This is a genomic window from Lentzea miocenica (genome assembly GCF_033949945.1).
Taxonomy (GTDB): Bacteria; Actinomycetota; Actinomycetes; order Mycobacteriales; family Pseudonocardiaceae; genus Lentzea; species Lentzea miocenica.
In genome coordinates, this window is sequence record NZ_JAXAVW010000009.1 from 191,163 (window position 1) to 213,841 (window position 22,679).

Sequence of the window (22,679 nt, forward strand, 5' to 3'; positions counted from 1 at the left end):
GCATGGCTACGCACGAGGTGACCAACCAGGTTCCGCCGCTGAGCGGTCACGACGTCGCCGACGACCCGGCGCTGCTCAGCTGGCTGGACACCCCCGACCTGCACGAACTCGGCAGGCTCGCGGGCAGCGACGAGTGGCAGGAGCAGGGCCGGCTCGCGAACGCCTACCCGCCGGTGCTGCGCACGCACGACCGGTACGGGAACCGGATCGACGAGGTCGAGTTCCACCCGGCCTGGCACGAGCTGACGAAGGTCGCCATTTCGAACGGCCTGCACGCGTACGTGGATGACCACCATGTGGAACGTGCCGCGAAGTTCTACGTGTGGTCGCAGGTCGAAGCCGGTCACGGATGTCCGATTTCGATGACTTATGCGGCTGTGCCTGCTTTGCGTGTCGCGCCGGATCTGGCCGGACTCTACGAACCCCTGCTGACGGCCAGGAACTACGACTTCGGCCTCAGGGCACCGCTGAGCAAGACCGGCCTGATCGCCGGCATGTCGATGACCGAGAAGCAGGGCGGGTCGGACGTCCGGGCGAACACGACGGTGGCCAAGCCCGTCCAGGACGGATATGTCCTCACCGGGCACAAGTGGTTCACCTCGGCGCCGATGTCCGATGTGTTCCTCACGCTGGCGCAGGCGCCCGGTGGGCTGACGTGCTTCCTGGTGCCGCGGGTGCTGCCGGACGGCACGCGGAACCGGTTCTTCCTGCAGCGGCTGAAGGACAAGCTGGGCAACAAGTCCAACGCGTCCGCCGAGATCGAGTACGACGAGGCGTTCGCGCACCGGGTCGGCGACGAGGGCCGGGGCGTGCGCACGATCATCGAGATGGTCAACATGACCCGGCTCGACTGCGTTCTCGGATCGGCGGCGGGCATGCGCGCCGGACTGAGGCAGGCGGCGCACCACGCGGCGCACCGCAAGGCGTTCGGGAAGTACCTGATCGACCAGCCGGCCATGCGCAACGTGCTGGCGGACCTCGCGATCGAGTCCGAGGCCGCCACGACCGCCGCGATGTGGCTGGCGGAGCATCGGCCGCGGCTCGGGCTCGCCGTCACCAAGTACTGGGTGTGCAAGCGCGGGCCGGTGCACGCGGCCGAGGCGTTGGAGTGCCTGGGCGGCAACGGATACATCGAGGACAGCGGGATGCCGCGACTGTTCCGCGAGTCGCCGCTGATGTCGATCTGGGAGGGTTCCGGCAACGTCGCCGCGCTCGACGTCCTGCGCGCGATGAAGAAGGAACCCGAGTCGGTGCAGGAGTTCCTGGCCACCGTCACCGGGGTCGACGCACGGATCGACAACGCGCTCAAGGACCTGGGCACCGCGCTGTCCGATGTGGACGAGTCGCAGGCACGCCGGGTCGTGGAGAAGATGGCGCTGATCCTGCAGGGTGCCCTGCTGGTCAGGCACGGGCACCCCGCGGTGGCGGACGCGTTCCTCGGCTCACGGCTCGGCGGCGACTGGGGAGTCGCGTTCGGCACGCTCCCCAAGTCCACCGACTTCAGCGCGATCATCGACCGAGCTGTGCCCAAGCTCTAGGCAGGGCAACCGGTGTCCCGGCGTGGTGAATCCGGCCCGTACAGGTCACCGGTCAGGAACACGCACTCGGGCTGCAGCTCGAAGTCGTAGATGTCGGCGAGCTCGAGGATCGTGAAGTTCCTCGTCTCACCGACCCTCGACACCTTGAAGTTCGTGCGTCCCGTGGCGCCGAAGAACTCCAGTTCGCGCAGCTCCCCGCCGATCGCCCCGCGGTGCGGGGTGTACCCGGCCAGGCGAGCCTGGGCGTTGCGCACGGCGTCGAGGAAGAGCCCTGCCGCGTCGTAGGCGACCGCCATGTGCTCGCCAGGCCACGGCTTGGCCGGCTTGTCCTCCCGCGGCAGCGCGGAGTCCTGAACCTCCTTGGCCAGCTTGCTGTAGCCGGCGCAGAAGGCGTCCAGGGGCAGACCGCCGCGCACCTTGTCGTCCGGCTTGCCGTCGACACAGGACTTGCCCGCGAGCACGACGAGTCCGGCCATGCTCACGTAGGACACGCGCATGCCGGCCAGCGAGTCGCGCTTGCGGCTCGCCTCCTGCGCGATGAACCGGATGATCGCGTCGTCCGCGAGGATGCGCGGCAGGCGCGTCTTGTCGTAGCAGTTCCTGCCGACCGCCTGCAGGAACTCGCCGAAGTGCTCCTCGCGGCCGGCGAAGAACACGAGCTCGCTGGAGTGGTTCTCGACGCACTGCGACGGCACCTCCTGCGGGCCGTTGGCCCACTCGCGTGCCTCGAACGGCACGCCTGTCCTGGCCAGCTCCTGTCCCAGCACGGCGACCAGGTTGTCGAGGTAGACGTCCTCCTGCCCCAGCTTCGGGTGGTGGATCGTCACCTTGGTCGCGCGGACGTGCTGCGCGTACTGCCGGACGAGGTCCGCCTGCCGGACGTTGCCGGGGATCAGCTGGAAGTACATCGTCGAGAGCTTCGGCAGCGACGCCTCGGTGAGCGTGGTGCCGATGGTCGGTACCCCGAGCGAACCGAGCGAGGTGATGACCTTCCTGGTCTGCTCGACGCTGCGGTCGAGCCCGATCACCCCGATGATGCTCGGATCCTTTTCCAGCAACGGGGTCAGCATCTCCGTCAGCACGTCGTGCGCGCGATCCATCTTCGCGCCGCCGTTCGCGACCACGATGCGCAGCAACGGCCCTGAGCTCGACCTGTCGTTCTGCTGCCGCTGCTTGAGCAGCATCCCCTCCAGTTCCTCGGCCCTGGAGTGGTCGGCGTCGGGGTTGCTGTCCCGGTGGGTGAGGCTCGAGAAGTAGAGCAACGAGACGAGCGGGCGGTCGTCGTTCGAGCCGCGCAGCCGTTCGGCCTCCTCGTTCTGCGCGAAGACCGCCTGCTGCGTCCACCTGAGCCGTTCGTTCGAACCGAACACCTGGCTGTCGTTGTCGCTGTAGCCCACGCATTCGGCGTGCCCGTCGACGTCCATCAGCCGCGTCGACACCCCCGGCGAGACCGCTGAGCCGACTATCGAGCAGTTCGCGTCGATGTGGTTCTGCACGGCCACGAACCCCGGCAGCAGCAACACCGCGGCCACGGCCGCGATGATCGTCTCCAGTCGCCGCGGCCGCGCCAGCCACTTCACGGGGGCCGCCGTGAACGCGGGCGTGCCCTTCCACTTCTTCCTGTCCGGGCTCGGGAACGGCAGCCTGATCATCAGGTAGCGCGCGTCCGGCGCGAGCATCTGACGCTTGCGCGGAAGCTCCTCCCGCCACGTCGCCAGCGCGTCCGCGGTCTCCTCCGGCGCGACCGGCGTGGTCCCGAGCCGTTCCGACAACGCCGGCTGCACGGAGCTGGCCGCGATCACCAGCAACGGGTCGGCCTCACCCGTCTCGTTGCGGACGTCGTTGATCAGCTCCAGCAGCTCCCAGCCGCCGTTGTCCTTCGTCACGCCGTCGAGCAGCACGGGGATGTAGGCGGTGCGGCGGAACCCGGCCCTGCGCGGCAGGAACCGGCGGCGGCGCCGGTAGGAGATCCGCAGGTCCTCCAGGAACGCGTGCACGAGCAGCAGCTTGATCTGCTCCTCGTTCTCGGACTCGCGCCTGCCCAGCGTCAGCCGCTCGGCGAACCCGAGGAACTCGATGGAGTGGTTGGGCAGCGCGAAGTTCTGCCCGCGCATGAACCACTTCGACTCGCGCGCCAGCCCCGGCACCCGCTTGCCGAGCCACCGGAAGCCAGCCTTGCTGCCGACCCACGCGACCAGCCCGAGCCCCAGCCTCGTCACGAGGTTCGGGATGAACGCGTCGACGGCCCGGTTGAGCGCCTCGCCGTTCTCGGCGGTCTTGCCGGTCCACTGCCTCAGCAGCTCGATCACGCTCGCCCGGTCGTCCCGCCCCGGCTTGCGCGGCAGCCGCTTGCTCGTGAGCCAGTCCACGAGCCGGTAGTGGTCGAACCGCGTCAGCCGCTCACTGCCGACGTGGACCTCCGCCAGCTGATAGGCCAGCACGTCCAACAACGGCAGCAGCGGCTGAGTCTCCCGCGCTTCCTCCGGCCATCTTTTGTCCACTTCCGCACCGACGGCGGACACATCGACATAGGCGTGCGGTATTGCCGGGCGTCCCTCGTCGAGCTTGTGTTCGAGCGCGCGCAGGAATGGCGTCGGACTGGCTTCGCTCTCCAGGTAGAGCAACGGAAGCGGCTGGTCACCGACCACTTCCTCGGTCTTGCTCCGGTAGAAGAACCCGGGCCGGTCGCAAAGACCGTGAATGACCTCGAGGAGGACTCGCAAACCCGGAAAGACCGGTTCTGGCCGACTACCTGTCATCTGCACCCTCACACTCGTGCGGAAGGCAAACGACGGTAGCCGGACAGAACGATTCGAACCGGCGGTTTGAGATTATTTAGATGGAACGGACTACAGACCCAGCTCGCGGGCGATCAGCATCTTCTGGACCTCGGAGGTGCCCTCGCCGATCTCCAGGATCTTGGCGTCGCGGTAGAAGCGGCCGACCGGGTACTCGTTCATGAAGCCGTAGCCGCCGAAGATCTGCGTGGCGTCGCGGGCGTTGTCCATCGCCGCCTCGGACGACACGAGCTTCGCGATGGCCGCCTGCTTCTTGAACGGCTCGCCGCGCAGCATCCGGGACGCGGCCTCGTAGTAGGCCAGGCGCGCGGTGTGCACGCGGGCCTCCATCTCGGCGATCTTGAACTGGATCGCCTGGTACGTACCGATCTTCGCGCCGAACGTCTCCCGCTCGTGCGCGTACCGGACCGACTCGTCGACGCAGCCCTGGGCCAGGCCGACGGACAGCGCGGCGATGGCGACGCGGCCCTCGTCCAGCGTCCGCAGGAACTGGGCGAACCCGCGGCCGCGGGTGCCGAGCAGGTTCGCGGCGGGCACCCGGCAGTCCTGGAACGACAGTTCGCGGGTGTCCGAGGCGGACCAGCCGACCTTGGAGTACTTCTTCGACACCGTGAAGCCCGGCGTGCCGGACGGGACGATGATCGACGAGATCTCCTTGCGGCCGTCCGGCAGCGTGCCCGTGACCGCCGCGACCGTCACCAGGCCGGTGATGTCCGTGCCGGAGTTCGTGATGAACGCCTTGGTGCCGTTGATGACCCACTCGTCACCGTCGAGGCGCGCGGTGGTCGCGAGCGCGCCCGCGTCCGAACCGCTGCCGGGCTCGGTCAGGCCGAACGCGCCGAGCTTCTCCCCGGACGTGAGCGACGGCAGCCACTCGGCCTTCTGCTCGTCGGTGCCGTACCGGTAGATGGGCATGGCGCCCAGCGACGTGGCCGCCTCCACCGTGATCGCGACGGACGAGTCGACGCGGGCAAGTTCCTCCAGCGTGATGCACAGGGCGAAGTAGTCGCCGCCCATGCCGCCGTGCTCCTCCGGGAACGGCAGGCCGAGCAGGCCCATCTGCCCCATCTTCGCGACGATCGGGTACGGGAACTCGCAGCGCTCGTAGTAGTCGCCGATGACCGGCGCCACCTCGTCGCGCGCGAACTCCTCGACGGTTTTCCGCAGGTCCTCGTACTCGCTCGGGAGCCTGAAGTCCAACATTGCTGTCACTCCTCGTGAGAGACGACGAGGGCCAGCACCTGGTCGAGTCTGACCTGCTGGCCTGCCTGAACGTTCACTTCGGCGAGCACGCCGTCGACCGGTGCGGTCACGGTGTGCTCCATCTTCATGGCCTCGACCACGAACAACGCTTGACCGGCGGTCACTTCCTCGCCCTGCTGGGCGCGGACCACCAGAACTGTTCCGGGCATCGGCGACTTCACCGGGCCGCCGGAGGCCGCGGCACCTTCGGCGGCACCGACGAGGAACTCGGCCTCGACCAACGCCCAGGAGGCGCCGTCGTGGCCCAGCCACAGCACGTCGCCGTCGCGCGCGGTCGCATACCGGCGTGACCCGACGAGGAGGTCGGTGCCTTCCCTGCGGACGCGGGCCTTGACCGGTTCTCCAGCGCCCACAACGACTTCGTCCCCGCGCACGCGCACGTCGACGTCGTTGATCCGCCAGGTCGTCCAGGCGTGCTCACCGACGCGCCAGCCGGACAGCTGGTCCCACGGGTCGTCGCCGCGCGGGTCCAGCGACCGTTCCAGGCCGGCCGCGACGTACACGTCGTCCGGGATCTCGGCCGAGGTCAGCGAGTCCAGCTTCCGTTCGACCAGGCCGGTGTCCAGCGCGCCGGAACGCACGTCCTCGTCACGCAGAAGTGCCCGCAGGAACGGGATGTTCGTCGTGACGCCGAGCAGGACCATCTGACCGAGCGCGTGATCGAGGCGGCGCAACGCTTCCTCGCGGGTGCGGCCATGTGCGATCACCTTGGCGAGCATCGGGTCGTAGTCCGAACCGACGACAAGTCCTTCGTACAGCCCGGAATCCACCCGGACCGATGTGGGCTCGCTGAGTGCCAGCACCCGGCCGCCGGTCGGCAGGAAGCCGCGCGACGGGTCCTCGGCGTAGACGCGGGCTTCGACCGAGTGGCCCTGGAGCGAGACGTCGAGGTTCAGCACCTCACCGGACGCGACGCGGAGCTGCCACTCGACCAGGTCGACACCCGTGACCATCTCGGTCACCGGGTGCTCGACCTGCAGCCGGGTGTTCATCTCCATGAAGAAGTAGTCGCCCGACGCACCGTCCACGATGAACTCGACGGTGCCCGCGCCGACGTACCCGACGGACTTCGCCGCGTCGACCGCCGCGGCACCCATCGCCTCCCGCATCTCCGGCGTGAGGAACGGTGAGGGGGCTTCCTCGATGATCTTCTGGTGCCGCCGCTGGAGGCTGCACTCGCGCTCACCGAGGTGGATGACGTTGCCGTGGGAGTCGCCGAGCACCTGGATCTCGATGTGCCGCGGGTTCGTGATGAACCGCTCGATCAGCAGCGTGTCGTCACCGAACGACCCGCGTGCCTCCCGCCGTGCCGACTCGATCGCCTCGCGCAGCGCCGATTCCTCGTGCACCAGCCGCATGCCCTTGCCGCCACCACCCGCGGAAGGCTTGAGCAGCACCGGAAAACCGATCTCCAGCGCAGCGTCGACGATCTCGTCGTCCGACATGTTCTCGCGAGTGCGGCCCGGCACAACGGGAACGCCCGCGGCCGACACGGTCAGCTTCGCGCGGATCTTGTCGCCCATCGCGTCGATCGCCGAGGCGGGCGGCCCGACGAACACCACACCGGCCGCGTCACAGGCCGCCGCGAACGCCGTGTTCTCGGCGAGGAAGCCGTAGCCGGGGTGGATCGCCTGCGCGCCAGTCGAAACAGCCGCTGCGACGATCTTCTCGACGGAGAGGTAGCTCTCCCTGGCCGCCGCGGGCCCGATCCGCACGGCCTCGTCGGCCATCCGGACGTGCAACGCATCGGCGTCCGCGTCGGAGTACACGGCGACGGAACGAATCCCGAGCGACCGCAACGCGCGGATAACCCTGACCGCGATCTCCCCGCGGTTCGCCACCAGAACGCTGTCGAACATGATCACATCCGGAAGACGCCGTAGGAAACATCGTCGATGGGGGCGTTCGCCGCACTGGACAAGGCAAGTCCCAGCACCGTGCGGGTGTCACGCGGGTCGATCACGCCGTCGTCCCACAGCCGCGCGGTCGAGTAGTACGGGTTGCCCTGGTCCTCGTACTGCTGGCGGATCGGCGCCTTGAACGCCTCCTCGTCCTCCGCGGACCACTCGTCACCGAGCTGGTCGCGGCGAACCGTCGCCAACACCGAAGCCGCCTGCTCGCCACCCATCACGGAGATCCGCGCGTTCGGCCACATCCACAGGAACCGCGGCGAGTAAGCCCGGCCGCACATCGAGTAGTTGCCGGCACCGAACGAGCCGCCGATGATCACGGTGAACTTCGGGACGCGGGCACACGCCACGGCGGTCACCATCTTGGCGCCGTGCTTGGCGATGCCACCCGCCTCGTACTCGCGGCCGACCATGAACCCGGTGATGTTCTGCAGGAACACCAGCGGGATGGACCGCTTGTCGCACAGCTGGATGAAGTGCGCGCCCTTGACGGCCGACTCGCCGAACAGGATGCCGTTGTTGGCGACGATCCCGACCGGGTGACCGTGAATGCGCGCGAAGCCGGTGACGAGCGTCTGCCCGTACTCCTTCTTGAACTCCTGGAACTTCGAGCCGTCCACGACCCGTGCGATCACCTCGCGCACGTCGTAGGGCGTCCGGGAATCCGTTGGCACCACGCCGTACAGGTCGCTGTCGACCACGGGAGCCTCGACCGGCGCGACGTCCCACGGCCGTTGCACGCGCGGCCCGAGCGTCGAGATGATCGAACGGACCATCCTCAACGCGTGCGCGTCGTTCTCCGCCAGGTGGTCGGTGACGCCGGACGTGCGCGAGTGCAGATCGCCGCCGCCGAGGTCCTCGGCGCTGACGACCTCACCGGTCGCGGCCTTCACCAGCGGCGGACCGCCGAGGAAGATCGTGCCCTGGTTCCTGACGATGATCGCCTCGTCGCTCATCGCCGGCACGTACGCGCCACCGGCGGTGCACGACCCGAGGACGGCCGCGATCTGCGGAATGCCCTTCGCGGACATCGTGGCCTGGTTGAAGAAGATCCGGCCGAAGTGCTCGCGGTCCGGGAACACGTCGTCCTGCTTGGGCAGGAACGCGCCGCCGCTGTCGACCAGGTAGATGCACGGCAAGTTGTTCTGCAGCGCCACTTCCTGCGCGCGCAGGTGCTTCTTGACCGTGATCGGGTAGTAGGTGCCGCCCTTGACCGTGGCGTCGTTCGCGACGATCACGCACTCACGGCCGGACACCCGCCCAACGCCGGTGATGATGCCCGCGGCCGGTGCGTCGTCGCCGTACATGCCGTTCGCGGCCAGCGGCGACAGCTCCAGGAACGGCGAGCCGGGGTCGACCAGCGTGTCCACGCGCTCACGCGGCAGCAGCTTGCCGCGGTCGACGTGCCGCTGACGCGCCTTCTCAGGGCCGCCCAGAGCGGCGGTGGCGAGCTTGCCGCGCAGCTCGTCGACGAGCGCGGTGTGCTCCTTGGCGTAGCGGTCCGATGGCTCGGCGGCGCTGCGCAGGACCGGTGCGTCCATGCTCCCCAGACCTCAGGTTAGCGGGCGTTAACTTCCTCATGTTAGCGCCCGCTAACCAAGCGGTCCACCGGAACAGGTGGAGAGTGACCAGAAGCCAGGTCAGGAGCGGTTTCAGGCACTCTCACGTTCCGGAATAACCTAACCGATGACCGCCCGCAGAGCGGGCAGGTAGCCGCTCTGGTGACCACCGCGGTTCGGGTGGTACGACTCCTCGACCGGCCAGCTCAGGCTGTTCAGCCACCAGCTCGACGAGCAGATCTCGTGCCCGGTGAACGCCCCGCGCACGTCGATGTAGGTGAACCCGGCCGCACCCGCCCGCGCACTGATGGCGTTGTGCAGCGCGTCGGAACCGGAGTTGATCGCGGCCCGCTTCGTGTCGCTCAGGCCGACGTTGCACGTGCCGGGCACCTTGTAGATGCGCGGGTAGCCGAGCACGACCACGCGCGCCGACGGGGACTTCGACCTGATCGTGCCGTAGACGTTGTTGAGCAGTCCGGGAAGCGTGTTCGCGATGTAGGTCTTGGACTGGTTCACCCGGTTGGTGCAGTCCTGATCCGAACCGAAGGTGCACGTGGTGATGACATCCGTGAAGCCCGCGTCGTTGCCGCCGACCTGCACGGTGACCAGGTTCGTGCCGCTCGTGAGCGCCGCCGACTGGTTGATGACGTCACCCGTTCGAGCACCGGAGCAGGCGACGGACTTGAAGCTCGCGGGCGCCGTCGCCGCCGCCCACAGGGCCGGATAGGCGAGCGGACCGCGCTTGCAACTGCCGCTGGCACCGTCATAACTGCCGGTCCCGAGCCCGGAGGCGTAGGAATCGCCGAGCGCGACGTAGTTGACGGGGGCCGCACTCGCGGGGTTGGCGAGCGCGATGACGGCCGCGGCGGCGGTGACCACCGAGGCGATGAAGTGAGCAGGACGCATCGAAGACTCCCGAAGGGGCCGCAGGGGTGTGATGCATTGCACGCCAATGGTTACTTACGAGTAAGGCCCGTGTGAAGTATTCGTCAAGAGTCAACAATCAGGGCTTGTACCTGCGCGAATTCCACCCATCGGACGACAATGTGAACGGCTGCTAACCTCCACACGTGGCCGAGAAACCCTCACGTCGGGACCAGATCCTCAACGCCGCGGCGGAACTCTTCGCGCGGCACGGCTTCCACGGCGTGGGCATCGACGACATCGGCGCGGCCGTCGGCATCTCCGGCCCGGCCCTGTACCGGCACTTCCGCAGCAAGGACGCGATGCTCGGCGAGATGCTGACGTCGATCTCCGAACGACTGCTGGACGGCGGCCAGACGCGCGTGGACGCGGCCACCAGCGCCGAGGAAGCGTTGCGGGAACTGGTCGGCTGGCACGTCGACTTCGCGCTGGACGACCCGGCGCTCATCACCGTGCAGATGCGGAACCTCGCCAACCTCACCGACCCGGACCGCCGGCGCGTGCGGGCGTTGCAGCGCCGCTACGTCGAGGTGTGGGTCGAGACGATCCGGCGGACCGTGCCGGACTTCGACGAGCCGACCGCGCGTGCGGCGGCGCACGCGGTGTTCGGGCTGATCAACTCGACCCCGCACAGTGCGCATCTCGACCGCGACCAGATGGCCGCGTTGCTGTCCCGGATGGCACTCGCATCGCTCACTCCGGCCACTGTGACCTCGTGAACTGGCGATCAGCCGAGACCCTTCCGTAACCTGGCGCGACAATGGGCGCCCGCAAACTCCTCCTCCGTCTCCCGGCCTGGTTCCGGTTCACGGTGATCGCTGTCGCCGTCTTCGTGTGCGGGGTGATCGCCTCAAGACCGGCAAACGGGGACAACGGGGTGCCGCCGAGCGCCGACGTGATCGCCGCCGCCAACGCCGTGCACGCGTTCACGGCGCCGTCCGCGACCCACGATCCGTACCTCAACCTGCCGTCGGACTTCGCCAAGGAGATGGGGCGCGACCCCAAGACGGTGACGGCGCCGGACGGGACGTTGCGGGTCGTCGACGCCTCCGGTGGTTGCTCCGGGCCGGCCGGTGACACCGAGTGGGACTTCAGCACCGGGTGCCGGGCGCACGACTTGGGCTACGACCTGTTGCGCTATGCGGAGCACAAGGGTGATCCGCTCGGGCAGGACGCTCGCAAGGCGTTGGACGACCGGCTCACGACCGACCTGCACGCGCAGTGCCGGCTGAACCCGCGAGGCGCCGAGCAGACCTGTCACGTGGTGGCCGAGACCTACGCGTTCGGGCTGAAGTTCAACTCGTGGCGGCAGCGGTGGGGGCCGCCGGGTCACGAACCCGTGGTGGCGTGGGCGTTCGGCAGTGCGGTCGTGGTGTTCCTCCTGCTGGCGCGCCTGCACGGGCGGCGGCGCGACGACATTCCACGCACGGCCAGCGTGAACTCGCTGCCGCTGGAGCTGGCGCACGCCAAGCAGGACCGGTACGCGACGTTCCTGCGGCTCTTCAGCCTCACCCTCCTCGTGCTCGGCGAGACCGTGGCGATGCTGGCTCATCTGCGCGGCTTCGGCACGCCGTGGCTGTGGGCGTTGCAGGCGGTGCCGTTGTTCTTCTTCGCGGGCGGGCACGCGAACCTGCGCAGCTGGCAGGCGCACGAGGGCGGCTTCGGGTGCTGGGTGTCGAGCCGGACCTCGTGGCTGCTGCGGCCGGTGCTCGCGTTCGTGTTGCTGTGGGTGGTGTTGTTCGCGGCGTTGAACCTGCTGGACGTGAAGGTCGACGCGTACAGCCGCCTGATCACGCATCCGTTGTGGTTCCTCGGGGTCTACCTGCTCGCGGTGGCGGCCACGCCCGCCGCCGCGTGGCTGCACCAGCACTTCCGCCGCACCACGCCGTTCGTGCTGGTGCTGGTGACGCTCACCGTCGAGGTCGCGCGCACGTCGACGGACTGGAAGACCGGCGGGTACGCGAACCTGATCGTCGGCGCGTTGCTGATGCAGCAGATCGGGTTCTTCTACGCGGACGGCACGCTGACGAACCTGAGTCGCAGGACGCTGGCCGCGGCGGGCGCGATCACGTTGCCGGCGCTGGTGTTCTTCAGCGACTACCCGCGCTCGATGATGGTGCTCGGGGTGGCGCAGGTGTGCCTGGCCCTGCTGGCCCGCGGGCGGGTCACCGCGTGGCTGGAGGGCCGTTCCTGGCACGTCGTGAACTTCGCGCGCCGGGCTCCGATGACGGTGTACCTGGCCTATTTGGCCGGTGTGGGTGCGCTGGTCGGGTTGCTCGGGCTGACGCAGGCGCCGATCTGGCTGGTGTTCGGGCTGGTGCCGCTGATCCTGGTGTTCCACCGGTTCGAGCGGCGCCTGGTCAAGGTGTCGAAACTCGCCCACGAGTCGCACCGGACCAGGCTCGCGACCGGCATGGGCGTGGTGTTCGGGACGCTCGGCGTGCTCGGGTTCGTGGTGAGCGGGTTCCTCGGCGAAGGGGTGCTGGTGCTGCTGCCGGTGGACCCGTTGCAGAACCTCATCCACCTCCTGCTCGGCTGGTACCTGATCCACACCGCCCGCACCGGCAGCTGCGACACCCGGTTGCCGTGGCTGCTCACGGCGCTGGCGTGCGTTCCGCCGATGCTGGCGCTGGAACCGGCTCCCGCGGTGGTGGTGCTGCACTTCGCCGCGATCGGCCTTGCAGTGCTCGGAGCCATCCCCAGGTCACGGCCGCGCACACCGGCAGCCACAGCAGTCGTTGCCACACCCAGCCGGGATGATCTGGTGGCTGTTGGAGCCCCGGCAGCGGCCCCCACGCGCTGAGCGTCAGCGTCACGGTGATCAGTGCGCTCTGGTGTGCGAGGAAGATCCCGAGTGCTCGTTTGTTCAGCCACCGCACGGGTTTCGTCGTGCCGATCCGGGTCAGCAGCGGCGCGATCGTGAGCACCAGGCCGATCTGGGCGAACGCCAGCGCCAGCGTCGCGTAGTTCGGCGGGTTCAGGTTCGAGACGGCCGCACCCGGGATGCCGACGGCCGACGTCGGATAGCCGCCGAACTGCGTGAGCAACGCGTACCCGAGCACGCCGAGGACCAGCAGCGGCGGACCCGGAATCCTCCTGCGTGCCAGCGAGTGGCCGAGCTGCCAGGCCGCCCACCACACCGCGTACGGGACCACCAGCACCAGCGCGATCGGGACGAGCACACCCCACGAGTGCTCGTCCAGCTTGCGCACCACCGGTTTCAGCGCCAGCAGCACCAGGTAGACGACGATGAACCACAACGGTGTCGTGACCAGGAAACCGATGTTGTAGGCGGTGCCCTGGTCGACACCACGCATCGACAGTCCGAAGAGGACAGCGACCCACGCGGCGAGCATCAGCGACGTGGGCACGGCGAGCTGCTTCAGCCTGACGAGGAACGGAGTCTGCGAGCGAGCCGCCGCATAGCCGCCCACGAAGAAGAACAGGCCGAGCGCCTGCAGCACCCACGAAACCGGTGTCAGCTCAGGCAAGTGCTTGAGCGGACTGTCGATGTACATGCCGGTCGGCGTGTCCACCAACGAGGTGACGAGCCAATGGCCGAGCACGACCGCGATCACCGCGATCGCACGGACAGCGTCGATGAACGGATTCCTCACAGCGTCTCCCCCGAACCAGAAGCAATCCGGACGAGCGCGCTCAACGTCTCGCTGCCCGGCTCGTAGTAGGTGTCGTGCTTGCCGCCCTCGAACCGCAGCACGGTGGCGCCGAACCCGTCCGACGTGGGATCGGTGCCGTGCCCGAGGTCGAACAACCGGACGTTGGGCACGAACCGCATCCAGTCACCGCCGGCCCGGATCGCCCACACCTTGGCGCCGGTCCCCAGCTCCGACACCGAATTCGCCCGCACGCCAGGACTTCCGGTGAACACGATGTCGGCCACGTCCAGCTCGTGCGCCGCCAGCGACACCACGACCGAGCCGTAGCTGTGCCCGAACACGTGGATACGCGCGTTGGTGTGCAAAGCACGCACGAACTCCACGAGCGCTGTGGCGCCTTGCCTTGCCAAACCGCCGGTCGCCGCGTCCACCCCAAGTCCCTGCGGAGTGCGGTACCCGAGCCACGCGATCACCGCCAGGTCGTCGCGGTGCGCCTGCTCGTACAGGTTGGTCGCCATCCGCCCGACGGTCCGGTCGAACCGGTCGACGTCCACGTCGGACCCCGGCACGACGACCACGACGTCACGGGCGGTGGCGAGGTCACCGACGATCGCGACCCGGCGGGCGACGTCGGCACGCCACTCGGCGATCGACGGCGCGACCGACGGAACGGCGATCAGCAGGAGGAACAACACGGCTCGGCGCATGAACCGAACCTAGGAAGACCACAGGGCCGTGATCATCCCTCTGACGTGCTGTTTTATCCCTGCTACCCCGGTACTACGAGCCCGGTCTCATACGCCGCGATGACGGCCTGGGCGCGGTCGCGGAGCCCGAGTTTCGTGAGCACGCGACTCACGTGCGTCTTGACGGTCTGCTCGGCGAGCACCAGATGCGCCGCGATCTCCACGTTCGACATGCCCTGCGCGACCAGCACCAGGATCTCGGTCTCGCGTTCGGTCAGGACGTTCAGTCGCGCCGGCCGGATGCGTTCGGCGCGGCGGGACTTCACGAAGTCCTCGATCAGCCGCTTGGTGATGGACGGCGCCAGCAGCGCTTCCCCTGCTGCGACCACGCGCACGGCGTTGAGCAGCTCACGGGCGGGCGCGTGCTTGAGCAGGAATCCGCTCGCACCGGCCTGCAACGCCTCGTAGACGTAGTCGTCCAGGTCGAACGTGGTCAGCACGAGGACCTTGGTCTCGACCGAACCGTCCAGCAGCAGCCGGGTCGCGGTGAGGCCGTCCATCTCGGGCATGCGCACGTCCATCAGCACGACGTCCGGTTTGACGTTGCGCGCGAGTGCGACGCCCTCGACGCCGTTGCCCGCGGCGCCGACCACCTCGATGTCCTCCTGCGCGTCGAGCAGCGCGGAGAAGCCCTCGCGCACCATCTCCTGGTCGTCCACCACGACCACCCTGATCACTTGTCCCCCAACGGAATCCTCGCCCGCACCATGAACCCGCCGTTCTCGGTCGACTTCACGGTCAGCGTGCCACCGTGCACCGCGACGCGTTCGCGCATGCCGACCAGTCCCTGCCCGCTGCCACCGCCCATGGACGGTCCCCCGGCGGTGTTGATCACCAGCACGTCCAGCTGGCCCTCGTTCTTGTGCACGTGGACGGACGCCTTCGAGCCGGGCGCGTGCCTGGTGGCGTTCGTGAGCGCCTCCTGGACGATCCGGTACGCGGTCAGCCCGACCGCCTCCGGGACGTCGTCCACGTCGACCTCGGCCTCGTCACCGGGCCTCGCGAGCTCGGGGATGCGGCTGATGCCCGGCTGCGGTTCGCGTTCCGGCTCGTGGCCGTTCGTCCTGAGCACGCCGAGCAGCCGTTGCATGTCGGTGATGGCTTCCCTGGCGGCCTGGCCGAGTTCGGCGAACTCCTTCTCGGCCTCGTCGTTCAGTCCTTTGAGGCGGTAGGGCGCGGTCTCGCACCTCACGACCACCATCGACATGTGGTGCGCCACGACGTCGTGCATCTCGCGCGCGATGCGAGCGCGTTCCTCGAGGGCGGCCTTCGACGTGCGGGCTTCTTCGAGCTCTCGTTCAGCTCGGCCGCGTTCGCCGAACAGGTAGATGACCGCCACTATGAGAGGCACGTAGAGCGCCAAGGCGGCGCGCTGCGGTTCGGCGAACGGAACTATCGCCATGGTGATCAACGTCGCCGTGACGACGATTCCGCGCGAGTAGAAGGCCGCGACCGCGACCAGGATCGGGATGACGGTCCAGTACTGGAAGGCCGCCGCACGGTCGCCCTCGTACAGGAAGCTGATGAAGTAGAACCCCGGTGCCGCCAGTCGCCAGGAGTAGAGCGGCGACCAGATCAGCAGAACGTACGGAACGAGGGTGACGAAGAAGATGAGCACCCACCAGCCGTCACCGTGCACTGTCCCAGCGGGGTTCGCGGTGTCCACGTACGCCACGCAGCCGATGATCGCCCAGACGAACCCGTAGATGATCAACGCGGCGAACGCGGGAACGCGGAACCGGCCGAGCACTTTCGTGAGCACTCGGGTGCGATCGGGACCGAGGACTGTCCGGTACAGCGTGCGAAACACCACCCGATGCTAGGTGGATCCGCTGAATCACACATTGACCTGCGGAGTGACATACCCCGGTAGCACTCTGATCAAGATGGGGCATTGCGAATGCGTGACACCGCGCGGTAGGCAGTACCTGTGAAACCACCGCAGGATCCAGATCGCTGGGCACGGCTGACCGCCGTGGCCGGCGAGGCGCTGGCTGCCGCCAGGGCCGGTGAGGACGCTGTGGCGGTGGACCTCGTGACCGGTTACCTCAGCGGGTCGCCGGAGGGCAACGAGGAGATCCGTGAGCTGGTGTTGCTGCTGTTCGCCGAGTGCAGCAGCATGGTCGGCGCGCTCGGCTCCGGCGGCGCCACGCCGGTGAAGATGCAGGTCTTCGACGAGGAGGGCCGCGAGGTCCAGATCGACGACGCCGACCCGCCCGTGCGCACCGCGATCAGGGCGTTGCTGGCCGAGGTGCACGGAGATCAGGACGCGGCTGCGGAGCAGATCGAGATCGCACTGGCCAACGGGGCACCGCAGGAGCTCGCGACCGTGGTTTTACAAGCCCTGCGGTGGACCCTGAAGCTGGCGATCGAGTGCGAGACGCGCGACCTGCCCGTCGCGCCGTGGATCACCGCGTCACTGGACGACCAACCCTGACGTGCAACAGGGCGTCCACGCCGGCCAGCAGGTGCTGGTCGAGCGGGAAGTAGGCCATCGCGAGCATCGGGTCGGCACCCGTGTCGGCGCGGGACGGGCCGGCCGGCTTGTCCGTCGTCATCCCCCAGGTCGTGAACCGGCTCTGCAACTGGCCTTCGAGGGTGGCTTTGTCCGGTTCGCCTAATCCGATCGTGTCGTTGCGGCCGAGCGTGCCGCCGATGACGGTGTACTGGTCGCCGAGGATCGGCACCACGAGCGCGCCCGCGGAGAACCACTCGATCCGCTCGCCAGCCATCTCCATCGAACTGTTCGTGCGCTGCAGGTGGGCGTTGTGCGCGAACACGAACGTCGGTCCCTTTCGCGCCTCGATCCGGCGAATCGCCAGCAGGTTGCGGGCCATCACACCGTCGCGCATCTGACACAGACGGTTGAGCCGCACCCCCAACGGGTTCGGTTCGGCACACTCCCAGTGGTACTGCAGCAGGCTCAGCGCGGCCGTCAGATGGGTTTCCGCGCGCGTCCAGGCCTCGTCGGTGGTCCTGCGCGCGTGCAGGCGCCTGAGCATCCCCGTGCCGATCTCACGCAGCCTGATGGCCTCTTCGGACTGACCGGGTGACTTGGTGAGGTCCAGAACGGCCTCGTCCCTGCTCCACTTCTCGTCGTCGATCGTGAGATCCACGTCCTCGCCCAGGTGGTCGCGGGCGTGTTCGAGGTAGGGCCGAGGGCTGGGCGCGCTGGTCGTCTCGGTCTGGAAGTCGAAGCCGTGGAACGACAGCCGCTCCTCGGCCGGCTTGTCCGCGTTGTACTCGCGCATCCACGCGACCAGCTCACGGTTGGCCGGCCACTGTCCGAAGCTGTGGGAGAAGCCTTCCTTCATGACCGTGTCGAGGTCGCCGGGGCCGCCCTGGACGTAGTCGTCGACCAGGAGGCCCCTGACCCGGCAGGTCTCCAGGGCGATCGAGCGGAAGCCCTGCGCGGCCAGCTGCTCGAACAGCTCGTTGCGGATCCAGGTGTGGGCGTGCTCGAGGTGCGTCGGCTCGCCGAACGCCAAGAGCTCGGTGAAGGGACTGATGAACTCGCGAATGTCCTGGCTCATGTGGTTCAACCGTAACATTGAAACCTCTGTTGAGACTTTCGCGCGATTCCAGGCGATAAGATCGCCTAAAGTCTCAACCGTGCGACCAACCGACCTCGCTCGTGAACACGGTATCTCGACCCAGGCCGTGCGCAACTACGAGCAATCCGGGTTCATCCCGCCCGCTGACCGCACCCCGTCGGACTACCGCGTCTACACGGCGGTGCACGCCGCCGCCCTGCGCGCGTTCCTCGCGCTGATCCCGGCCTTCGGGCACGCTCGCGCCGGCCAGATCATGAACGCCGTGCACGCCGACGCGCTCGACGACGTCCTGCTGACCATCGACCGCGGCCACGAGCGACTCCTCCGCGACCGCGAAACCCTCGACTCGGTCAGCCGCGCCGTGCACGACCTGGCCGACTTCGAACCGGTCCTGGAACCCCGCACGATCGGCGAACTCGCCCGCCGCCTGGACGTCACCCCGGCAACACTGCGCGCATGGGAAGAAGCCGGAATCCTCACGCCGAACCGCGAGTCCACCGGCTACCGCGTGTTCCGCGCCGAGGACGTCCGCGACGCCGAACTGGCCCACCTGCTGCGCCGCGGCGGTTACCCGTTGGCCCGAATCGCCTTGGTGGTACAGCAAATCCGCACGGCAGGCGGCACCGACACGTTGAGTGCGGCCCTCGCCGACTGGCGCCGCCGCCTCACCGCACAGGGCTTGGCCATGCTCGCCGCCTCCGCACGCCTCAACGACTACCTGAGTGCGCGGGCACAAGCTCCCTGACCAGCGCACCGACCTGTTCGCTCTCGATCAGGAACGCGTCGTGCCCGTACGGCGACGCGATCACCCGCAGGTCGTCGGCCCCGGGGATGCCCGCCGCCAGTTCTCGCTGCTGCGCCAACGGATAAAGCCGGTCCGAGTCGACCCCGGCCACCAACGCACGCGCCTGAACCCGCCGCAGCGCCGCCTTGACCCCACCACGCCCACGCCCGACGTCGTGCGAGTTCATCGCCTCCGTCAACGTGACATAGCTGGCCGCGTCGAACCTCCTGGTGAGCTTCGCCGCGTGGTGGTCCAAATAGGACTCGACCTCGAACCGCCCGTCGTCCTGCCTGTCCCGCCCGAACCTGGCCTGCAACTCCTGCTCACTGCGATAACTGATGTGCGCGATCCGCCGCGCGATCCCCAGCCCCTCCGCCGGACTGGCCTTGATCGCGTGCACCTGAGCCGACGCCAGCCCGATCTGCTCGGCCGACGCCGCCGCGGTGGTCGCCAGCAGCAACAACGAGTCCACCCGAGCAGGCTGACCCACCGCCCACTCGACGGCCCGCATCCCGCCCATCGACCCGCCCACCACCGCTGCCCACCGCTCGATCCCGAGGAAGTCCGCGAGGTGAACCTCGGCCGCCACCTGATCTCTGATGGCGATGTCCGGAAACGCCGGGTACTGCCAGGGCCCGGTGCTCCCCTGACACCCACCCAGCACGTTCGGCGCGACCACGAAGAACCCGTCGAGCGGCTTCCCGGGCCCCACCAGGGAAGCCCACCAGCCCGGCGTGGGGTGACCCGGCTCCACGCCCCCGGCGACATGGCTGTCCCCGGTGAGGGCGTGGAGCACGAGCACCGCGTTGGAGGCCTCCGCGTTCAAGGTCCCCCACGTCTCGTACGCGAGCTGGAAACCCGGCAGTCCCCCGAACGGCGCGGCGTGACTGAACCACTTCCGCCGCCCGTTCGGGTCCCCGAACCGCCAGCCGCCCACTACAACGCGGACTTCGCCGCGGTGAAGCCCGCCTCGAGGTCGGCCTTGAGGTCCTCCAGCCCTTCCAGCCCCACCGACAACCGCACCAGCCCAGGCGAAACACCCGTGACCAACTGCTCCTCGGCCGTCAACTGGCTGTGCGTGGTCGAAGCCGGGTGCACGATCAACGACCGCACGTCACCGATGTTCACCAGCTGGCTGAACAAGCTCGTGCCGTCAACGAACGCCCGCCCAGCCTCGACCCCACCTCGAAGCTCAAAACTCACGACCGCACCCGCCCCCTTCGGCAGGTACTTCCGCGCGGCAGCGTGGAACGGCGACGACTCCAGCCCCGCGTAGTGGACCTTCTCGACCTCGTCCCGCTCCTCCAGCCAAGCCGCAAGCGCTTGCGCGTTCTCCACGTGCCGCTCGATGCGCAGCGACAACGTCTCAATCCCCTGGATCACGAGGAAACTGGTCAACGGCGCAATGGCCGCGCCCGTGTCCCGCAACCCCTGCACCCGCAACTTCGCCGCGAACGCCCCGTGCCCCAGCACCGGCCAGTACCGCAGCCCGTTGTAGCTGGGGTCCGGCTCGTGGAAGTCCGGGAACTTCTCAGCCCCGTACTCGAACTTCCCACCATCCACCACCACACCGGCGATGGCCGTCCCGTGCCCACCCAGGTACTTCGTGGCCGAGTGGATGACGATGTCCGCACCGTGCTCCAGCGGCTTGAGAAGGTACGGCGTGGGAACCGTGTTGTCGACGATCAGCGGCACGTCGTTCTCGTGCGCCACCCCCGCAACACCCTCGATGTCCAGCACGTGGCTGCGCGGGTTGGCCAGCGACTCCCCGAAGAACAACTTGGTGTTGGGCCGGACCGCCGCCCGCCAAGCCTCCAGATCATCCGGATCGTCCACAAACGACACTTCGATGCCCAGCTTGGGCAACGTGTAGTGGAACAGGTTGTACGTGCCGCCGTACAACGACGCGCTGGAAACCAGATGATCGCCGACCTTGGCCAGGTTCAGAATCGCGGCCGTCTCAGCCGCCTGCCCCGAAGCGAACGCAACCGCCGCCACACCGCCCTCGAGCGCGGCAACCCGCTGCTCGAGCACGTCCTGCGTCGGGTTGTTGATCCGCGTGTAGATGTTCCCGGGCTCAGCCAGCGCAAAGAGATCAGCGCCGTGCTGCGTGTCCCGAAAAACATAAGAAGTGGTCTGGTAGATCGGCGTGGCACGAGCACCAGTGGCCGGATCGGGCGCGGCGCCCGCGTGAATCTGCTTCGTCTCAAAGGACCAGGACATGGCTGTGCTCCGTCTGTTCGCCGATTGGGGGAAGTCAGATCAACGCGAGCAACAACAAGCCATGCTGGTGACGCGCACGTAGTCAACGTGGCGTCGGCTAACCAGCGGCATGGTCATGACTCGAACGGTAGGGCCCCACCAACCGCTCCAACACCCCGTCCATCAGCTGAGACCACCTAGTCTGAGCACATGCGCACAGCTCTCGTCGGCTACGGACTAGGTGGGGCGGCCTTCCACGCCCCGTTCATCGAGGCAACCCCAGGCCTGACCCTGGCCGCCGTCGTAACCTCGAACCCAGCCCGCCAAGCCGAGGTGGCCGAGCGCTACCCCAACGCCCGCCTGCTGTCCACTCTGGACGAGGTGTGGGCCAACAACTTCGACCTGGTAGTGATCACCACCCCCAACCGCTTCCACGCCACCCACGCCCGCCAGGTCCTGGAACACGGCCTCAACGTGGTGGTCGACAAACCTTTCGCCGCCTCAGCAGCCGAAGCCCGAGCCCTGGCCTCAATCGCCTCCTCAAGAGGCCTGATGCTCGTCCCGTTCCACAACCGCCGCTGGGACGGCGACTTCCTGACCGTCCAAAAACTCCTCAACACCAACGCCCTGGGCCGAGTACACCGCTTCGAATCCCGTTTCGAGCGCTACCGCCCAGAAATCAAGTCGTCCTGGAAAGAATCCGGCGACCCAGCCGACCTCGGCAGCATCCTCTTCGACCTGGGCACCCACCTGGTAGACCAGTCCGTAGCCCTCTTCGGCCGCCCACTCTCAGTCCACGCCGAAATAGCCACAGTCCGCCCAGGCGCCAAAGCCGACGACGACGTCTTCCTCTCCCTGACCCACGAGAACGGCGTCCGCTCCCACCTCTGGATGAGCGCCCTGGCCGCCGACCTGGGCCCCCGCTTCCGCGTACTGGGCCACGACGCCGCCTACGTCAAATACGGCATGGACCCCCAAGAAGAACGCCTGAAAGCAGGCGAAACCCCCGCAACCCCAGGCTGGGGCGAAGACCCAGAACAGTCCTGGGGCACCCTGGGCGGCAAACCTCACCGCACAGAACCAGGCGCCTACCAGGACTTCTACGCCCAGGTAGCCACCGGCACAGCCCCAGTCTCCCCGCAAGACGCAGTAACCGGCCTAGAGGTAATCGAAGCAGCCAAACACTCCTCCACCACAGGCGAATCAGTCCGCCTCTGACCGGATCAGACAGGCTGCCACCGAACGAACTCGCGAAGGTCGGACTGAGGCACAGCCGGGCGTTGCAGGGACCACACCGTGACGCCCGGCTTACGCGGATGCGAGATGGCACGAACCACCCGCCAACCTTGCAACTGGTAGTACCGCACCAGCCCGAGGTTCTCCTCGCCGATCGTCAAGACACCACGCCGAGTCCACAGCTTCCCGTTCACCGCCGCGTAGTCGAGCGCCCAACAAGCGATCAACACACCGAGGCCACCACCAGCAAAGCCTGGATCGGTGACCGTGGTCTGGAGAAACACAGACGGCTCGGCGATCTCGTCCTCAGCCCATCCCAGATGAGGCAGAGTGAAGGTCGCGGTGGTCATACCCACAACCCGACGATCCTTCGTCAGGACGAACACCGGCCAGCGCTCAGCACCGATCTGATCGGCCAGCATCTCCGCCCTCGTGTACCAGGACTCCCAGCGCTGGCCGCGTCCCCGCATCCACACCGCGCGTGACCGGATCATCTCGGCAGCGGCGGGACGATCGGCTTCCCTGCCGAGCCGCATCTCGAACGCGCT

Annotated in this window: 18 protein-coding genes and 1 pseudogene; 6 read left to right on the plus strand and 13 right to left on the minus strand. The window is 68.0% G+C overall.

Annotated features, from left to right (window positions below):
* Nucleotides 1-2: 2 nt before the first annotated feature.
* Nucleotides 3-1,538, plus strand: coding sequence for an acyl-CoA dehydrogenase family protein (locus SK803_RS13290; RefSeq protein ID WP_319966260.1), 1,536 nt, complete (start codon nt 3-5; stop codon nt 1,536-1,538).
* Here SK803_RS13290 and SK803_RS13295 read toward each other — a convergent pair.
* The 5 genes from SK803_RS13295 to SK803_RS13315 form a co-directional block, all read right to left on the minus strand.
* Nucleotides 1,535-4,261 carry a hypothetical protein gene (locus SK803_RS13295; protein ID WP_319966261.1) on the minus strand — a complete coding sequence of 909 codons (2,727 nt, stop codon included), beginning with the start codon at nt 4,259-4,261 and terminating at the stop codon, nt 1,535-1,537. The genes SK803_RS13290 and SK803_RS13295 overlap by 4 nt on opposite strands.
* Nucleotides 4,262-4,387: 126 nt before the next feature.
* Nucleotides 4,388-5,539, minus strand: coding sequence for an acyl-CoA dehydrogenase family protein (locus SK803_RS13300; protein ID WP_319966262.1), 1,152 nt, complete (start codon nt 5,537-5,539; stop codon nt 4,388-4,390).
* A gap of 5 nt (nt 5,540-5,544) precedes the next feature.
* Entirely contained in the window at nt 5,545-7,458 is a 1,914-nt protein-coding gene (locus tag SK803_RS13305; RefSeq protein WP_319966263.1) for an acetyl/propionyl/methylcrotonyl-CoA carboxylase subunit alpha, read from the minus strand.
* 2 nt (nt 7,459-7,460) lie between these two features.
* A complete protein-coding gene (locus SK803_RS13310) occupies nt 7,461-9,050 on the minus strand; it encodes a carboxyl transferase domain-containing protein (protein ID WP_319966264.1) in 1,590 nt (529 codons plus the stop codon).
* Nucleotides 9,051-9,188: 138 nt separating this feature from the next.
* A complete protein-coding gene (locus SK803_RS13315; RefSeq protein ID WP_319966265.1) occupies nt 9,189-9,974 on the minus strand; it encodes an SGNH/GDSL hydrolase family protein in 786 nt (261 codons plus the stop codon).
* A gap of 164 nt (nt 9,975-10,138) precedes the next feature.
* Here SK803_RS13315 and SK803_RS13320 point away from each other — a divergent pair, with 164 nt between their 5' ends.
* Nucleotides 10,139-10,711, plus strand: coding sequence for an SACE_7040 family transcriptional regulator (locus SK803_RS13320; RefSeq protein ID WP_319966266.1), 573 nt, complete (start codon nt 10,139-10,141; stop codon nt 10,709-10,711).
* 269 nt (nt 10,712-10,980) lie between these two features.
* Nucleotides 10,981-11,217, plus strand: a pseudogene (locus SK803_RS13325) (hypothetical protein); the annotation flags it as partial.
* Nucleotides 11,218-12,586: 1,369 nt separating this feature from the next.
* Here the strand turns inward: SK803_RS13325 and SK803_RS13330 are convergent.
* From SK803_RS13330 to SK803_RS13345, 4 genes are all read right to left on the minus strand, one after another.
* Nucleotides 12,587-13,609: an acyltransferase gene (locus tag SK803_RS13330; protein WP_319966267.1), complete on the minus strand. Its 1,023-nt coding sequence runs from the start codon at nt 13,607-13,609 to the stop codon at nt 12,587-12,589.
* A complete protein-coding gene (locus tag SK803_RS13335) occupies nt 13,606-14,316 on the minus strand; it encodes an alpha/beta hydrolase (protein WP_319966268.1) in 711 nt (236 codons plus the stop codon). The genes SK803_RS13330 and SK803_RS13335 overlap by 4 nt, the downstream gene beginning before the upstream one ends.
* Before the next feature lie 62 nt (nt 14,317-14,378).
* A complete protein-coding gene (locus tag SK803_RS13340) occupies nt 14,379-15,032 on the minus strand; it encodes a response regulator transcription factor (RefSeq protein WP_319966269.1) in 654 nt (217 codons plus the stop codon).
* A complete protein-coding gene (locus tag SK803_RS13345) occupies nt 15,029-16,165 on the minus strand; it encodes a sensor histidine kinase (protein ID WP_319966270.1) in 1,137 nt (378 codons plus the stop codon). The genes SK803_RS13340 and SK803_RS13345 overlap by 4 nt, the downstream gene beginning before the upstream one ends.
* A 120-nt stretch (nt 16,166-16,285) precedes the next feature.
* Between SK803_RS13345 and SK803_RS13350 the strand changes: the two genes are divergently transcribed.
* The gene (locus SK803_RS13350) at nt 16,286-16,792 is read left to right on the plus strand and encodes a hypothetical protein (protein WP_319966271.1); all 507 of its coding nucleotides are present in this window, start codon (nt 16,286-16,288) and stop codon (nt 16,790-16,792) included.
* Here the strand turns inward: SK803_RS13350 and SK803_RS13355 are convergent.
* The gene (locus tag SK803_RS13355) at nt 16,764-17,888 is read right to left on the minus strand and encodes an erythromycin esterase family protein (protein WP_319966272.1); all 1,125 of its coding nucleotides are present in this window, start codon (nt 17,886-17,888) and stop codon (nt 16,764-16,766) included. The genes SK803_RS13350 and SK803_RS13355 overlap by 29 nt on opposite strands.
* Before the next feature lie 79 nt (nt 17,889-17,967).
* Here SK803_RS13355 and SK803_RS13360 point away from each other — a divergent pair, with 79 nt between their 5' ends.
* Complete coding sequence (locus SK803_RS13360) at nt 17,968-18,654, plus strand: TioE family transcriptional regulator (protein WP_319966273.1); 687 nt, start codon at nt 17,968-17,970, stop codon at nt 18,652-18,654.
* Here SK803_RS13360 and metX read toward each other — a convergent pair.
* Together metX and SK803_RS13370 are read right to left on the minus strand one after the other, a co-directional pair.
* Complete coding sequence (gene metX / locus SK803_RS13365; protein ID WP_319966274.1) at nt 18,617-19,630, minus strand: homoserine O-acetyltransferase MetX; 1,014 nt, start codon at nt 19,628-19,630, stop codon at nt 18,617-18,619. The genes SK803_RS13360 and metX overlap by 38 nt on opposite strands.
* On the minus strand, nt 19,630-20,916 hold the full coding sequence (locus SK803_RS13370; protein WP_406601526.1) for a bifunctional o-acetylhomoserine/o-acetylserine sulfhydrylase: 1,287 nt from the start codon (nt 20,914-20,916) through the stop codon (nt 19,630-19,632). The genes metX and SK803_RS13370 overlap by 1 nt, the downstream gene beginning before the upstream one ends.
* Nucleotides 20,917-21,105: 189 nt before the next feature.
* Here SK803_RS13370 and SK803_RS13375 point away from each other — a divergent pair, with 189 nt between their 5' ends.
* Nucleotides 21,106-22,113: a Gfo/Idh/MocA family protein gene (locus tag SK803_RS13375; RefSeq protein WP_319966275.1), complete on the plus strand. Its 1,008-nt coding sequence runs from the start codon at nt 21,106-21,108 to the stop codon at nt 22,111-22,113.
* A gap of 5 nt (nt 22,114-22,118) precedes the next feature.
* On the opposite strand, the gene SK803_RS13380 is transcribed toward SK803_RS13375, so the two are convergent.
* On the minus strand, nt 22,119-22,553 hold the full coding sequence (locus tag SK803_RS13380) for a GNAT family N-acetyltransferase (protein ID WP_319966276.1): 435 nt from the start codon (nt 22,551-22,553) through the stop codon (nt 22,119-22,121).
* Nucleotides 22,554-22,679: the final 126 nt, after the last annotated feature.

Coding starts and splice junctions, on each gene's coding strand:
- SK803_RS13290 (WP_319966260.1), top strand. CDS start 3: ATGGCTACGCACGAGGTGACCAACCAGGTTCCGCCGCTGAGCGGTCAC.
- SK803_RS13300 (WP_319966262.1), bottom strand. CDS start 5,539: ATGTTGGACTTCAGGCTCCCGAGCGAGTACGAGGACCTGCGGAAAACC.
- SK803_RS13305 (WP_319966263.1), bottom strand. CDS start 7,458: ATGTTCGACAGCGTTCTGGTGGCGAACCGCGGGGAGATCGCGGTCAGG.
- SK803_RS13310 (WP_319966264.1), bottom strand. CDS start 9,050: ATGGACGCACCGGTCCTGCGCAGCGCCGCCGAGCCATCGGACCGCTAC.
- SK803_RS13315 (WP_319966265.1), bottom strand. CDS start 9,974: ATGCGTCCTGCTCACTTCATCGCCTCGGTGGTCACCGCCGCCGCGGCC.
- SK803_RS13335 (WP_319966268.1), bottom strand. CDS start 14,316: ATGCGCCGAGCCGTGTTGTTCCTCCTGCTGATCGCCGTTCCGTCGGTC.
- SK803_RS13355 (WP_319966272.1), bottom strand. CDS start 17,888: ATGAGCCAGGACATTCGCGAGTTCATCAGTCCCTTCACCGAGCTCTTG.
- SK803_RS13370 (WP_406601526.1), bottom strand. CDS start 20,916: ATGTCCTGGTCCTTTGAGACGAAGCAGATTCACGCGGGCGCCGCGCCC.
- SK803_RS13375 (WP_319966275.1), top strand. CDS start 21,106: ATGCGCACAGCTCTCGTCGGCTACGGACTAGGTGGGGCGGCCTTCCAC.
- SK803_RS13380 (WP_319966276.1), bottom strand. CDS start 22,553: ATGCTGGCCGATCAGATCGGTGCTGAGCGCTGGCCGGTGTTCGTCCTG.